We start from the raw sequence: 15,416 nt of genomic DNA, 5'->3' as shown, positions 1-15,416 counted from the left end.
CTCCAAGGGAAATGCCTTGGGAATTGTGCAGTTGTTAAACTATCCGTTCATCACCATACAAAAAACCGGTAATACACCGATTGCCATACTGCACATGCTGCACATGCACACTGCCCGCCTTATCCGGCGATTACATTTCATATGAGTTGTACGCGAACCGGTTCATAAGAGTCTGCTTTTTGGGAAGGAAAAAGGATTCTTAGTTTATGCCGATTCATGTTATATTTTATTATTTATAAAAAGACCTTGTCAAGAGAGTCGATAACCGCATTTAAGTCAAGAGAATCAGTCAGGGAAGTAAATCTCCTCTTCTTCACCCTCAAAATCCTCTTCCTGGCGTAAAACATTCAGTACCTGCCGTACCATTTCACCGGAATATCCGCGCCGCATGAGGAAGGCTCCGGTCTTTCTGCGCTTGTCATTAACGTCTCCGCGAATCAGATTCCATTTCTTGCGCCCTGTCTGCAGAGCACTTTCCAGTTCCTGTTCCGGAGAGATATTCTCCAGCGCTTCCGAGATCAGCGACTTGTCGATCCCTTTCTCCCGCAGCTCCTGACGGATCCATAGCTTGCCCTTACGCTGATTTGCAATGCGTTGTTCCGCCCACTGCTTGGCATACAAGGGATCATCAAGGAAACGCTCCTGCTGCAAACGCAGCAGGACCTCGGCAATAATAGTCTCTCCTATTTCTTTCTCACGTAAACGGCGGGCCATTTCCTGAGATGTCCGAGGCTTACGTTCCAAATACCGCAGTCCCTCTACATAAGCACGCTGCCGTTCATCCGCAACAACAATTTCCACCAGATCTTCCTTCATGAACGAACTGCCGGTAATCATCCGATATTTAATCATGACATCTTCATGAACAGTCATGTTATAAGCGCCGAAATGAATAATGTAACGGTGATCGGACTTCTTCTGCCGCTCTACCCGTGTGATGACAAGCAGCTCGCCTTCTGGGAAATTGTCCAGCGGTTGTTCTTCCTGTTCTTCCGGTTCAGGGTTCAATTGTATTACCATGGCTGTCTGTCACCTCATAGCTATTGATTCTTATACTCTTCTGATCTTATGAAAAAGCGCCCTGTTAAGATCATTCACAGGGCGCCTATTACCTTATATAATATTCACTTTAATTTATTCGATTTCGAGCAGCAAGTTTTCTTCTTCCTCTTGCTCTGCAGCAATCTCGGTTTCACTCGGAGCCGCTACAATCGTCGACAAATTGCTGGCTTCACGAATCTTATTCTCAATCACCAGAGCAATGTCCTGATGCTCTTTCAGGAACTGCTTGGAATTCTCACGACCTTGACCCAAACGTTCACCCTCGTAGGAATACCAGGCTCCGCTCTTGTTAACGATATCCATTTCCGTACCGATATCAACAAGGCTTCCCTCTCTGGAGATACCCTCACCGTACATGATATCAACGTCAGCCTGCTTGAACGGAGGTGCAACCTTGTTCTTCACGACTTTGATCTTCGTACGGTTACCGACAACATCATTTCCCATCTTGATGCTCTCTACGCGGCGCACATCAAGCCGAACGGAAGAGTAGAATTTCAATGCCCGGCCGCCTGGAGTTGTTTCCGGGTTACCGAACATAACGCCGATTTTCTCACGCAACTGGTTAATGAAGATGGCAATCGTATTAGACTTGTTGATCGCTCCGGACAGCTTACGTAAAGCTTGAGACATCAGACGTGCCTGCAAACCAACGTGCGAATCTCCCATATCGCCTTCAATTTCCGCTTTCGGCACCAGTGCCGCTACGGAGTCCACGACAATAATGTCTACTGCGCCACTGCGGACGAGCGCTTCGGCGATTTCCAGTGCCTGTTCGCCTGTATCCGGCTGGGAGAGCAGCAGCTCATCAATGTTTACGCCGAGAGCATTAGCATACTTAGGGTCAAGCGCATGCTCTGCATCAATGAAAGCAGCTTGTCCACCAAGCTTCTGCACTTCTGCAATCGCATGTAGAGCAACAGTCGTCTTACCGGAAGATTCCGGTCCGTATACTTCAATAATACGTCCTTTAGGAAGTCCGCCAATACCTAATGCAATATCAAGTGCCAAGGAGCCGCTAGGTACGACTTCGACTTTCATATGCGAGGATTCTCCCAGTTTCATGATCGAACCTTTACCGAATTGTTTTTCTATTTGACGAAGCGCCATATCAAGCGCTGCACGACGATCTGACAATCAGACCACTTCCTTCACTGTTTATAGTAATATAATAACGTGTTTTGGAGGTCTTGCCAAGCTTTTTTTCGAACATACATTCGTTTTTTTTGTCTTCCGGGAGAATACTCCCTTTTATTGTAAGCCTCCTTCCGGATGTTGAATTCAATACAAATCCTTCAGTCACCGGAAATCAACGGCCTATGCTCACAGGAGCTCCGCTGTAGTCAGCGGCGCCGCATAAAACAAAAAACCGCAGCAGAGAGTTCTCAGTGCTACGGTTCTTCCGTATATACAATTATATACCGTCTTAGCAGGTTATTGCAAGGCTGATCCATCCAGCGGAGTAGCCACCTTGCGCTCCTCCAGCCTGCGCCAGAGACGGTATAATAGCGCTTTGACTGAACGCAGCCGGATGTTCTCACGCGTCCCTTTGAGATTGAGCTCATACACTTCAGTCTTTTGCCCCCGTTCTGCTAAGCCGACATAGACAAGCCCTACCGGCTTGCGTTCGGAATAGCCGGGACCGGCAACACCTGTAACTGATAACCCGAAATCACTGTCCCCTATCATTCTTACCTGTTCCGCCAGCACCTCAGCGACTTCGCGGCTGACCGCTCCGGCAGCATCAGGACCCTCGAGAAGAGCAGCAGGCACATTCAGCAACTTCTTCTTCATCTCATTGGAATAGCAAACTATACCTCCATTGAACATGGATGCGCTGCCTGGAATATTCGTGATGCTCTCCATCAGCAAACCGCCTGTACAGCTCTCTGCGGCGCTTAAGGTCAGTCCGGCATCCGCCATCCAATCCACAATAAGCTGTTCCAGCGGCACATCTATATTGGCATACATATGCTCCGGCAGAATATCCTTGATTGTCTTCTCCAGCACGTCCAGCTTCTCCATGGCACTGTGTTCAGAAGTCGCTTTGGTAGAGATGCGGACCGTCACTTCTCCTTCCTTGGCATAAGGAGCGATAGTTGGATCAGTCTGACTCCGGATCAGATCAATCAATTTGTCCTCCAGCAGCGACTCGCCGATGCCGGCAAATTTGAGCATTTTGGAGTAAATCGGCATTTCGTCTGTCAGCGCGTGCTGCAGCAGCCATGGTTTAGCCTTGTCCGTAAACATCGGCTTCATCTCGCGCGGCGGGCCTGGAAGCACGATATAATACTTCTCTTCATGGGCGAACGCGATGCCGACAGCAAGGCCGATTTCATTGGAAAGCGGCGTAGTTCCTTCAATAATAAGTGCCTGCTTACGGTTGTTCTCTGTCATCACTATCTTCCGGTCATCAAAAAAACGCTGTACATGATCCATCGCAAGCTGGTCGATATGAAGCGAACGGCCCAGCGTTAACGCCAGTGCGTCTTTGGTCAGGTCATCTTCGGTCGGGCCTATTCCACCGGTGAACAAAATGACATCCGCACGGCTCTTTGCAATCTCTATTGCTTCCTGAATACGGCCGCTGTTATCCCCGACCACAGTTTGAAAATAAACATCAATTCCCATCGCGGCCAGCTCTACAGATAAGAACTGGGCATTGCTGTTCACGATTTGTCCAAGTAAAAGCTCCGTTCCGACGGCAATAATTTCCGCTTTCATAGCTGGCTTTCTCCTCCTGGTTGTAGAGTGGATGAGTTATTAAGTTCTAAGCATCATGAAGCTGCAGCAGATCCTTGTTCTTCACGAAATAATCAATCCCCGAGTAAATAGTGATGAGCGCAGCGGCCCAAATGGCAATATCATCAAGAGGGATACTGACGAACTGGAAGGGGAAGTTGTTGAGCAGCAGAAGGGAAATAGCGACAATCTGCACGACTGTCTTTATCTTGCCCCATTTGCTGGCGGCAACCACTTTGCCTTCGAGCAGCGCTACCTGGCGCAGCCCGGTTACGGCGAACTCGCGGCTGATAATCACAATGGCGATCCATGAATCGCATCTTCCCAGCTCAACCAGAGAAATCAGCACCGCAGAAACCAGCAGCTTGTCCGCCAGCGGGTCGAGCAGCTTGCCGAGATTAGTGACCATGTTATATTTCCGGGCTATATAGCCGTCTATACCGTCCGTGCTGGCCGCGAGCAGGAAGATTACAGCCGCGATCAGATGATTAATTGAAAGCTGGAACGAGCCCCAATGTAAAGGCTCCGGATAAAATCTGAAATCCACCAGCAAAAAAAACATCATAATCGGGATAAGGCAAATGCGGGCTAGCGTGATGCGGTTGGGCAAATTCACTGAAGTTCCTCCCCTGATCGTTACGAATCCAAAATTCCACTATTTTCTTCAAAACTGCTTAAGCAAGTATATTATAGCCATATGTACGTGTCAAAAAAACAGAAAGCACCCCGCAAAAATGGTGCGTAAGCACTGCGGGGCACAAAAGCTTACTTTAAATTGTTAAACTGCAAATCCAGCGGCAAATCGGCTTTGCGCAAAATCTGAATAATTTGCTGCAAATCATCGCGGCTTTTGCCGGTAACGCGGATTTGATCTCCCTGAATCTGACTCTTCACCTTCAGCTTGGAATCCCGGATCAGAATATTGATTTTCTTAGCGTTTTCCTGATCGATTCCCTGCTTGAGGCCAAGACGCTGGCGCACTGTCCCAAGGGAAGCCGGTTCGACTTTTCCGAAATCCAGATTCTTGAGGGTAATCCCACGTTTGACCATCTTGGATTGCAAAATATCAATGACTGCCCCCAGCTTATACTCGTCCTCTGAGGCGATCATAAGCGCATCCTTTTCCAGCTTCAGGCTGCTTTTGCTGTTCTTGAAGTCAAACCGGTTATCAATCTCCTTCTCGGTCTGGTGAACAGCATTGGTCAATTCCTGCATATCCATTTTGGATACAATGTCAAATGAACTTTCCGAACTCATGAATCCACGTCCTTTGCTAACAATTATTCTGCTCCTATTATATGAGAAAGGGCTTCTTAAGTCTAATTATGGCAAGAATAAGGCACCCGCACCCCCCGCATGCAAAACAGCCCCACAGATGTGGAGCCAAGTGCAAGCCTTTGATAATCAAAGGCTAAAAACACGCCCCCGGCAATAACCGCAACCGGGAGACGTTCATACAGCGGCTTTATCTGCTACGAGCGGGAGCCCGAAACATATCCAGAATCCCCAGCACAATATGTGCCAGTCCAAAGCCAAGAATTCCATAGCCCCAGGCGCTCGGTGTCAAGTAATAACCGAGGAGGCTGACGATAATGCCCAGCCCTGTTACAATCCAGCTAACGGTCATGAGAGTACACCTCACTTTGGCGTAAGAACTGTAAATCACTCTTAGATTCTCCAAAATGCCAAAGTCTATACGTGGATACCTTTATTGACCTGAAGTGCTATTCTGGCTAGTAGCGCTGTCCTGCGGCTCATCTGTGTTTCCGGATTCACTGTCGGCTGAAGTGCCCTCATCCAGTTCAAGCAGAATGCGGGAGGAGGTTTTGCCGTCAGTGATCACTTGTCCGTTAACAGTAATATTTGTAGCTGGCGAGTAACCGGATTTAATATAGATCCCTTCACTGCCGAGTGTAAAGCTCTTATTCTCGCCGGCCGCAGTGTTGCCAAAGCTGAGCTTCTCACCTTTGGAATTTTCACCCTTGTAAACTTCAAGCCAGCTTACACCGGTTGCCGCAATCTCAACCTGCACAGCGCTTCCGGAAGGAGCAGAAACTTTGTAAATCGTCGTTTTGCCCGATTTACGGTCCTGTGTGACCGTAACCGCCTGAGAGCTTGGTGAAGGAACCGGTGTAGCCGTCGGAGCCACAGTAGCCGTTGCAGTCGCTTCAGGGCTGCCTGCTGATTCCGAAGGAGACACCACTCCGCCCCCGACCGCTGTCGGGGAAGGCTGATTTTTAGAAGGATCCTTTTGTTCGTTGGTCAAATTCTCGGGAGCAGCATTTTCAGGATCAGCTTTGTTCATATTCGAAGAAGCGTACAAATAAATTACTACAATAATCAATATTGGGAAGGTCCACATCAGGACTGTCGGAAGCCACTTCGCATTCCGTTCCGTTTCAGGTCTGCGGCTGCGCTTCTGAATCACGGTCTCCATCGTTGTTGTTTCTACCGGGGCAGCCGGGACATTGCCATGCTCCTCCATGAGCTCGTCCGGGTTCACACCCACTGCCTCAGCATAGGTTTTGATAAACGCCCGAACATAGAAGCTCCCGGGAAGCACTTTATAGTCACCCGCCTCGATGGCTTCTAAATATTTTTTTCGAATCTTTGTTACTTCCTGGACATCGTCAAGACTCATCCCTTTTTGCAGACGAGCCTCCTTCAAATGCCGGCCCAGTTCCGACATGCCATCACCTCCTAAAAGTTTTGTCAGCATTTGCTTTCTTGAAGAGCATCGTACAAAACCCGCTTCGAAAGCATCCGCTTTGTTTTATATTCTAAAGATCATCACTGTAGCTTGTCGTAAACGACTCGTACAATATCTCTTCGTTCGGCATATTGCGCAGCTCAATAATGATATCAAAATCATCAAAGGTATACTCGGATTCCCGCACAAAAATATCCGGATGCTCAATTACTTTTGTGCTGGGCATACTCATCACATTCTGAAGCAGATTGTAATGCTTCTCATTGGAGCGGATCGTGCTTACAATCCCGTCAATAATAAAGACATTATGAGGGTTCATCTCATCCTCAGCCAGCTGGCTGCGGACCGTTTGCCGCAAAAGCGTCGAAGAAACAAATGTCCAGCGCTTCATGGCGCAGACACTACCGGCGATAATAGACTCCGTCTTGCCGACGCGGGGCATTCCCCGTAGTCCTATAACCTGATTCCCTTCCCTTTTAAACAGTTCACCGAGGAAATCCACGAGCAGTCCCAGCTCATCCCGCGTAAAACGGAACGTCTTGCGGTCATCCGAATCGCGGTCAATATATCGTCCATGCCGGACAGCCAGCTTATCCACAAGCCGTGGAGAACGCAGCGCCGTAACCGTAATATTATCTACTTTTTTGAGCATTTCACCCATCAGCATAATCTTCTCATCATCGTTTGTTTCCAGGAGCATTCCGCGCGTCTTGCCTTCCACACCGTTGATGGTCAGGATGTTGACTTCAAGCATTCCGAGCATAGAAGCGATATCTCCAAGCAGACCAGGTCTGTTCTTATGTATCTTGTACTCCATATACCATTGTTTATATTCCACTTGTTACACCTCATAGATTCCTTTTCCCTGCACTTTGCCATACATTAAAAAAACCTGCTTCGGCAAGCGTTCTGAAACACGGGTCATGTTAATGATATATAAAATGAAATTGAAAGGCAAGGACACTACTGTAATAATTGCAGAAAAGCTCCCGCGAGGGGAGCTTGTTCCGCATGCCTATGCGTTTTTCTTCGCCAGCTTGACCATGAGGGAAGCAATGGTATGCTTCTCATCGTCCGTACCGACATCCCACAGCTCTTTGATTGCCCGGTTGGAATAGTTTCCCGGATCGACTTTCTTATCAAGGAATTCCCCGATTTCGAAAGCCAGCTTGGAAATGGTTTCTTCGCTCATCCCCATTTTTTCAGCCTGAATGACCCGTTCACCCAAAAAGCTTTTCCAGCTATCAAAGTTTTTCACTACGGTTTCTGTTGACATCTTAAATCCTCCTTCATGTTTACGGTCCGCCCGCCTTGTTCAGGTGACAGCCGCCTTACGTGAGATTTAAAAGCAACAGTTATAATATGTCTCGGACGGTACGTTCTTATGCTGGAGCATTTCTCCAAGCCTCCACGCCAGTAACAGGAACCATCAGGTGATCCATCCGCCGTTCGGACTGATCACCTGGCCGGTAATGTACCCGGATTCAGGCAAGGCGAGAAAATAAACAAGCGAGGCGATTTCATGAGGGGAAGCCAGTCGTCCCGCAGGAATCTCTTCCTCAAGCATCCGCATCTCATCCTCCTGCAGATTGGCCAGCATGGCCGTATGGACAGCACCGGGAGCCACGGCATTCACCGTGACTCCTGAGGGTGCCAGCTCTTTGGATAATGCCTTAGTAAAGGCATTCACCCCGCCCTTGCTGGCGGAGTAGGCAACCTCGCAGGAAGCGCCTGAGATGCCCCAAACGGAGGAGACATTAATAATCCGCCCATATCGCTGGCTAACCATATAAGGCATAAAAATCTGGCTGCACAAAAAAGTGCCTTTCAGATTCACCGCCATAATATCGTCCCACTCTTCCTCCGTCACATCGGCTAGCATGCCATAATGTGCTTTTCCGGCGTTATTAACCAGAATATCCGGTTGCATCCCGCTGCTTTCCAGCTTTTCTGCCATGCGGACAAGCTGGCTGCGGTCCTTCATATCAGCGGTCACCGTCAACACCTTGGACCCCAGGGCCATACAGCGCCGGGCCACATCATTGGCCGCTTCGTGCGAGTTCATATAATGAATAACAATGTTCATCCCCACGGAAGCAAAACGTTCGGCGATAGCCCCGCCAATTCCCCCGCTGCCTCCAGTGACAAGCACGGTCATTTCTCCTATTGGCTTGCTGCCCTCTCCCGATAACGCCATTAAGGACTCACCACAAGCGACACAGCGAGTTGTTCCCAGTCCACATGATCACGCAGGCGGGCATTGACTTCATCCAGCGTAATGGATTCATAAAGCGGCAGCACTTCAAACAAATCGCCGCCTCTGAACTGGTAGCGTGTGAATTCGTGAGCAATGCTCTCCGGCGAGTTCAGCATGCGCAGATAGCCGCCGATTTTCTTTTTGCGCGCCCGCTCGAAATCCTTCTCGGCAAAGCCGGTCTTCAGAATAACACTGATTTCTTCCTTCAACCTGCTGATGAGCAGATCCGGATCCTTCGTATCGCCGCCAATCGCCGAGAACGCGTACTGCGGTGAGCTGTTGAATTCATGTCCGAAGCTGTCGGAGATCAGTTCCTCGTCATAGAGCTTCTGGTACAGCGTCGTACTGCTGCCCAGCAGCAGATCCAGCATTAGCTTAGTGGTGAGATCACGGCGGACTGCCGCTTCACCGGTGAGGCCTTCTACCTTCTCTTTAAAGCCAAAGAGACATTTCGGCATAGATACGGCGAGACGGCTTTCCTTGTGTTTCTCTGCAACGTGAACGGGCTCCTCTTCAAAAATACGCGTGATTTCACCCTGCTTCTCGTATGATTTGCCGGCCTGGTTGCTGCGGATCAGCTCGAATACCTTCTCCGGTTCTACGCCACCGACTACAAACAGCAGCATATTACTGGGATGATAAAAGGAATTGTAACAGGTGTACAGTGTTTCTTTGGTAATGGTGGCAATTGATTCGATCGTTCCGGCGATATCGATATGTACCGGATGTTTGGCATACATGGCCTCAATCAAACCGAAATAGACGCGCCAATCCGGGTTATCCGCGTACATATTGATTTCCTGGCCGATAATTCCTTTTTCCTTTTCGACATTCTCGTCGGTGAAATAAGGCCGCTGTACAAAATCAACGAGGGTGCTGAGATTGGTCTCAATATTTTCTGTGGCCGAAAAAAGATACACTGTCTGGTCAAAGCTCGTGAAAGCATTCGCCGACGCACCGTTAGAAGCAAAGGTGGCAAAAATGTCGCCTTCCGGCTCTTCGAACATTTTATGCTCCAGAAAGTGGGCAATACCGTCAGGGACAGTGGTTTCTTCGCCGCCGGCAACTTTGAAGTGATTGTCCACAGAGCCATATTTAGTGGCAAAGGTGGCATAGGTTTTCTGGAAAGCGGGCTTAGGCAGCACATAGACCTGCAGACCGTTATCCATAACCTCGTGATACAGTGTTTCTTGAAGTCTTTCGTAATGGATCTGTTTCACCGCTATTCCTCCTTCCCTGTCAGGAAATAAATCGTATCCAGCTGGAACGTGTCGGCAGCCGCCTTCACATCTTCCACTCCGGTGCCATCGACTTGAGCCAGCAGCTCCAGTGCGGAACGGTCTTTTCCAGACAACTGACGGTTGAAATCAAACGAGATCAGTTCAAACGCCGAATCTTGAATTTCGGAAAGCAGATTGCGGATCATTGCCTTGGTCTGGTTCAGCTCCAGGTCACTGATATTACCGGCCTTCAATTCTTCCAGCTGTTTGCGGATAATATCGACGGCTTTGCCGTAATTTTGGGTTTCGATCCCCGATTGAATGGTTCCAATGCCTTTATGCCCGTCATAGCGGGAGGAAGCATAATAGGCAAGGCTCTCCTTCTCACGAACGTTGACGAACAGCTTTGAGTGAGGATAGCCGCCCAATATCCCGTTATACATCAGCGCGGAGGCGTATTTGTCATCCTTGTAAGTAATGGAAGTGCGCAGCCCCATGTTAAGCTTACCCTGATTGACATCCAGCTTCTCTTCCACAGTCCGGACCTCTGTAACGGCTACCGGTGTAAAATTGGAGGAATACGCTACGGTCTCCTTGTGGCCACGGCCAAAATGGCGAACGACCAGCTTTTCAACTTCTTCAGGTGTAGTGTCACCAACAACGTAAAGATCGAGGATCGCTCCGTTCAACCAGGAATTGTAGGATTCGTACAGGTTTTCTGGAGTAATGCTGTCAAGGTCGGCTCTTTGGCCAAGCGGATGCAGACGGTAAGGCTCCTGACGGCACATTTCTTCGATACAGCGTTCGGCCGCATAGCGGATCTTATCGTTAACAATCGCTTCCAGCTTTTTGCGTACCGTCTCACGTTCTGTTGCGACATACGAAGCACGGAAGCTTCCGTCTTCCAGCAATGGCCGGGTCAGTACTTCGCCAAGGAAAGCAAAAGACTCCCCGAGAAGGCTCTCTTTGCTCTGCACAAAGGAGTCGTTGATCGTATCCATCCGGAACTGGACAATCTGATAATCGCCTCTTTTGTAGATATCAAAACCAAATCCGGCACCATAAAGTTCCTCCAGACGTTCACGGAACTGGGTTGTTTCCGGATAGTTGGCTGTACCTCTGCGAAGCACAAAAGGAACCAGCGCTGTTGAAGTGACCGTACTTTCGTCCAGCGGAACCCCTGCATAAAGTGAAATGGCGAAGGTCTTGAACGCCTTGGTCGGCAATACATGAATACGCATGCCTGCGGCGTTGCCATGTTGAAATCCATTATTTGTCAAGTCCAAAACTCCTTTACGGCGTGGATAGATGCTCTACAACAAGTTTATGAAGTATTATCCATTCTAAACCATTCCAAAGTAAGGAAGCAACCGGAAGAAAGCTTACCGGTTGCTCTGGGTCGGTTTTATACAGGGGGTTACATTGCGGCAAGTGCAAGTCCGCTGCTACATGCAGAAAATATGCTCCCCGATTGTCTTCACCTGCGGACGGGTCCATATCCATTTGGAAGTAGCCGTCTTCGGATTAAAATAATAAAGGCAGCCGCCGGAAGGGTCCCAGCCATTAAGCGCCTGTTGAACAGCTTTGCGTGCCTGCTCATTGGGTTCTAGGTAGATCTGCCCGTCAGCTACGGCCGTAAATGCCCCTGGCTGAAAAATAACGCCGGAAGGTGTATTCGGAAAGCTTGGGGATTTCACGCGGTTCAGAATAACCGCAGCAACGGCAACCTGTCCTTCAAACGGCTCACCCCGCGATTCCCCGTAAACGGCATTGGCCATGATTTTCAAATCATTTTCGGACAGGCCCATTGTATTCCCTGAGGATAGTTCCGCTGTATTCGACTTACCGGAATCGGCAGTTTTACTTTTGTTTCCGGTATTTTTATTTGCTGTGCTGGTTGAAGGCTCTGTCGGCTTCCAGGCCTTGGTGGCATTGTACAGTTTCAACTTTGTTTTGGCACCGACGATACCGTCAGATTTTATGCCGAATTTCCACTGGAACCAGGTTACTGCATTTTTCGTTTTAGACCCGAATTGGCTGTCAATTTTGCCCGCGTAATACCCAAGATGCTTCAATCTTCCCTGCAGCTCGTAAACATCTTGTCCGGAAGAGCCGACCTTAAGCGGTGTTGTTCCAAAAGCAGGCAATGCCTCAACATCGGGAGCAGCAGTTTCCGACAGATCAGATGAAGCATGATACGGACTGGCGTAGATCGCATTCTGATCCTCAAAGAATAGACCTGCAAGCGGCAAGGTGGCCAGTGCAAGGGTTAAGCCGGCAAAAATCCATTGCTTATGTTTTTTCATTGGGTTCGCTCTACCTTTCTCTTGTAAGTTCAACATTGATGGCTAAAGTTATTATGACGACTGACAGGTGATCCTATGCATTGCAACCCGGAGAAGGACTGTATTCCATTGCAAATGAGAATAATTATCACCTATAATCAAAAGATGAACCGACAGGAGTTGAGATACGGCCATGAATTTGCAAGATCATATTTTGCTGTGGAATAAAGCTCTGATAGAAATTATAGATATCCGGCAGAGTTCCTTCTGCCCATCTTTTCGCTTAATGCACAGCTCGATTACATCGTTGAACGTCTCCTTGAAGCGCCAAAAGCAAACTAAATATCACATACAAAAAAGAGCTGATCCCTTTACCCGGGATCAGCTCTTTTGGCTATATTATGAGCTTATTTTGTTATGTTGATATTGCTCCAGTGACATAAGTACTTCCCGCGGCTTGCTGCCTTCGTACGGCCCGATAACCGCTCTGGCTTCCATGGCATCTATCAGCCGCGCAGCACGGGTGTAACCTACGCGCATCCGCCGCTGGAGCAGCGATACAGAGGCCTGCTTCGCTTCCAGTACAATCTGTACCGCCTGCTCATAGAGCTCGTCCTGCGGCTCCTGGTCCTCTGTCACCATGTCATCTACTTCAGGCACCAGGGTCTCGTCATAATTGGCCTCCCCTTGGCTGCTGACATACTGCACGATGGTCTCCACTTCCTGATCGCTCATGAATGCCCCCTGCACACGGATTGGCTTAGATGCGCCCATAGGCAGGAAGAGCATATCCCCTCGTCCAAGCAGCTTCTCGGCCCCCGGCATGTCCAGGATCGTCCGGGAATCCACATTTGACGACACGCCGAATGCGATACGGGAAGGAATATTTGCCTTAATAAGTCCAGTAATAACATCCACCGATGGACGCTGGGTGGCAATAATCAAATGAATGCCCGCCGCCCGTGCCATCTGCGCCAGCCGGCAAATCGCATCCTCAACATCATTTGCCGCAACCATCATGAGGTCGGCAAGCTCGTCCACAATAACAACAATATAAGGCAGAACTGCAGCAGGATTATCCTTCATCAGTGTATTGTAGCCTTCCACATTGCGTGTGCCCGATTTGGAGAAGAGCTCATATCTCTTTTCCATTTCCACGACAATCTTCTTCAGCGCCAGGCTAGCCCGCTTAGGATCTGTAACTACCGGGGCAAGCAGATGGGGAATCCCGTTATATACATTCAATTCAACCATCTTCGGGTCAACCATCAGAAATTTGACTTCATTTGGTTTCGCTTTATAAAGGATACTTGTAATGATACCGTTGATACACACGGATTTACCCGATCCGGTAGCACCGGCTACGAGCAGATGGGGCATCTTGGCTAAATTGCCGACAATCGTCTGGCCGGAAATATCACGGCCGAAAGCGATCGACAACCGGGACTCGGCATCTTGGAACACCTGTGTTTCCATAACCTCCCGCATGGTTACGACGGATACCTCAGAGTTAGGCACCTCGATCCCAATTGCTGATTTGCCCGGTATTGGCGCCTCCATACGGATATCCTTCGCTGCAAGCGCAAGCGCGATATCATCCGTAAGATTGACGATCCGGCTTACCTTCACCCCGATATCCGGCTGAATTTCGTAACGGGTTACAGCCGGTCCTCTTACCACCTCAAGTACCTTCGCCCGGACACCAAAGCTCTCCAGTGTAGCTTCCAGCTTGCGGGCAGTCTGCATGTAATCGTTCTGGTCTCCCGCCTTGCCTCCATTGTTAGGCTTGGCCAGAAGCCGGAAGGAAGGGAGCTTATACGGTTTGGGCGGCGGGGGAAGCGGAGCAGCAGGCACTGGGACTCCGTCTTCGCCTGCACCCAGCAGCCCGTCCAGCTCCACAACCACAGGATCTTCCGGCGTATCTCCATCAATAGCTGGAGTATCTGCCGGAACTCCTTCTAACACAGAGCCTCTCAAGCTGTTCCCGCTCCGCGCTGCAGGAGAGAATTCGCTCCAGTCCTCACGGTCTTCTTCATTCAGTCCTTCTGAACGGATATGCTCGAAGAAATCGCGGATAATCGGTGTAACGGGCTCCAAATCTTCTCCAGCGAAATCATCCTCCAGATTATCCAGAGAAGCACGCCCCCTCCCGGCATCCAGTCCGCTAATAATCGGGCTATTGGGTGAGCCGTTAAGCAGATCTGTCGAGAGATCTTCCTCCCGTTCTTCTTCGCCTTGCCCTTCTGTCCGTGTAGTCCCGCTCAGCCAACCCCCAATCCGCCGGAAGAACAGCGGCTGACTTCGTCTTGGCAAAGCCTGCTCGTCCTCATCCTCTTCATCTTCCTCCAGCTCTTGTACAGGCTGCGGCGCTGGTGTTCTGCCTGTTCTGGAGGAACGGGCCGCAACGGGAACTGCAGCTGGACGGTTGGCCGCTTTCAGGCGAATCCCTTCCAGCAGTTTCCCAGCACGTACCCGCAGCAACGAGAACAGTTCTACATAAGACAGGTTCGTGACCAGCATGAAGCTGATGGCCATCATTACAATCATTAGCAGCTTGGCACCAAGTGTGCCGAAAAGCCACAGCAGGGCTGCGAACTCCAGCGCACCGATATAGCCTCCGCTAATATCTTTGCCAAGCATATATACGCTGCTGTTGCTGGAACCGGGCGAAAGCGCACCGGAAAGATCAGTATGTATTTGCGCCATAACATTGCCAGGATGCAGCATCGACAATGGACCGAGCTTCTGCTCCATCGCTGAGATCGAACTCATCAGACACAAGGACAGCACAAGCAGCAGCACGCCGGAATGGCGGCTGTTCCAACTTGAAGGCCATCTTCTGTGAATCATCACCATCAGCCCGTAAAAAATACCGGCCAACGGCAGCACAAAATAAAAACGGCCTAATAAATAACCTGCCATACTTGAAAGAGAACGTCCAACCGCAGCCTCGCCGGACAATGCAATGACGGAAATCGTTATCAGCATAATGCCGTAAATTTCATATTTTAGAACACTGCCGAGCAGCGCTTTTTTCTTCTTCTTTTTTCGTTTAGCCACAACAGCCACCCCCGGAACAACATTATACCATATAATGGCGTGGCGTACCTATGTTCTGTTTTGTCAGAAAATGCATCTTT

The 15,416-nt window shown here is 49.4% G+C and carries 14 protein-coding genes; all 14 read right to left on the bottom strand.

The genetic code is table 11. The annotated features are described in order from the left end of the window. Positions 1-285 precede the first annotated feature (285 nt). The 14 genes from NYE29_RS24245 to NYE29_RS24180 all read right to left on the bottom strand — a co-directional run bounded on the left by NYE29_RS24245 (position 286) and on the right by NYE29_RS24180 (position 15,336). Complete coding sequence (locus NYE29_RS24245) at positions 286-1,020, bottom strand: regulatory protein RecX (protein ID WP_038593328.1); 735 nt, start codon at positions 1,018-1,020, stop codon at positions 286-288. A gap of 114 nt (positions 1,021-1,134) precedes the next feature. Then, positions 1,135-2,199 (bottom strand): recombinase RecA, encoded by a 1,065-nt coding sequence (gene recA / locus NYE29_RS24240; RefSeq protein WP_038593331.1) that lies wholly within the window; start codon positions 2,197-2,199, stop codon positions 1,135-1,137. Between the two features lie 297 nt (positions 2,200-2,496). After that, positions 2,497-3,786 carry a competence/damage-inducible protein A gene (locus NYE29_RS24235; protein WP_076110063.1) on the bottom strand — a complete coding sequence of 430 codons (1,290 nt, stop codon included), beginning with the start codon at positions 3,784-3,786 and terminating at the stop codon, positions 2,497-2,499. Between the two features lie 46 nt (positions 3,787-3,832). After that, positions 3,833-4,420 (bottom strand): CDP-diacylglycerol--glycerol-3-phosphate 3-phosphatidyltransferase, encoded by a 588-nt coding sequence (gene pgsA / locus NYE29_RS24230; protein ID WP_038593337.1) that lies wholly within the window; start codon positions 4,418-4,420, stop codon positions 3,833-3,835. 149 nt (positions 4,421-4,569) lie between these two features. After that, the gene (locus tag NYE29_RS24225; protein ID WP_038593340.1) at positions 4,570-5,061 is read right to left on the bottom strand and encodes a YajQ family cyclic di-GMP-binding protein; all 492 of its coding nucleotides are present in this window, start codon (positions 5,059-5,061) and stop codon (positions 4,570-4,572) included. 208 nt (positions 5,062-5,269) lie between these two features. Further along, entirely contained in the window at positions 5,270-5,431 is a 162-nt protein-coding gene (locus tag NYE29_RS24220; protein WP_167347618.1) for a hypothetical protein, read from the bottom strand. A gap of 81 nt (positions 5,432-5,512) precedes the next feature. Beyond that, positions 5,513-6,493, bottom strand: a complete 981-nt coding sequence (locus NYE29_RS24215) for a helix-turn-helix domain-containing protein (RefSeq protein WP_340897831.1) — start codon at positions 6,491-6,493, stop codon at positions 5,513-5,515. A 91-nt stretch (positions 6,494-6,584) separates the two neighbouring features. Beyond that, positions 6,585-7,352, bottom strand: a complete 768-nt coding sequence (locus tag NYE29_RS24210; protein ID WP_038593346.1) for a DUF3388 domain-containing protein — start codon at positions 7,350-7,352, stop codon at positions 6,585-6,587. A 177-nt stretch (positions 7,353-7,529) separates the two neighbouring features. Next, entirely contained in the window at positions 7,530-7,790 is a 261-nt protein-coding gene (locus NYE29_RS24205; RefSeq protein ID WP_038593349.1) for a DUF3243 domain-containing protein, read from the bottom strand. A gap of 153 nt (positions 7,791-7,943) precedes the next feature. Further along, complete coding sequence (gene ymfI / locus NYE29_RS24200) at positions 7,944-8,711, bottom strand: elongation factor P 5-aminopentanone reductase (RefSeq protein ID WP_038593352.1); 768 nt, start codon at positions 8,709-8,711, stop codon at positions 7,944-7,946. Beyond that, on the bottom strand, positions 8,711-9,991 hold the full coding sequence (yfmH, locus tag NYE29_RS24195) for an EF-P 5-aminopentanol modification-associated protein YfmH (protein WP_038593355.1): 1,281 nt from the start codon (positions 9,989-9,991) through the stop codon (positions 8,711-8,713). Before yfmH ends, ymfI begins: the two co-directional genes overlap by 1 nt. A 2-nt stretch (positions 9,992-9,993) precedes the next feature. Continuing rightward, on the bottom strand, positions 9,994-11,232 hold the full coding sequence (yfmF, locus tag NYE29_RS24190; RefSeq protein ID WP_340899787.1) for an EF-P 5-aminopentanol modification-associated protein YfmF: 1,239 nt from the start codon (positions 11,230-11,232) through the stop codon (positions 9,994-9,996). A 204-nt stretch (positions 11,233-11,436) separates the two neighbouring features. Further along, a complete protein-coding gene (sleB, locus tag NYE29_RS24185; protein ID WP_038593360.1) occupies positions 11,437-12,297 on the bottom strand; it encodes a spore cortex-lytic enzyme in 861 nt (286 codons plus the stop codon). A gap of 378 nt (positions 12,298-12,675) precedes the next feature. Continuing rightward, entirely contained in the window at positions 12,676-15,336 is a 2,661-nt protein-coding gene (locus NYE29_RS24180) for an FtsK/SpoIIIE family DNA translocase (RefSeq protein WP_340897830.1), read from the bottom strand. Positions 15,337-15,416 lie beyond the last annotated feature (80 nt).

The sequence above is a fragment of the Paenibacillus sp. FSL M7-1046 genome, assembly GCF_038007405.1.
Lineage (GTDB): Bacteria > Bacillota > Bacilli > Paenibacillales > Paenibacillaceae > Paenibacillus_AQ.
This window is presented reverse-complemented; position numbering and strand designations above follow the sequence as displayed.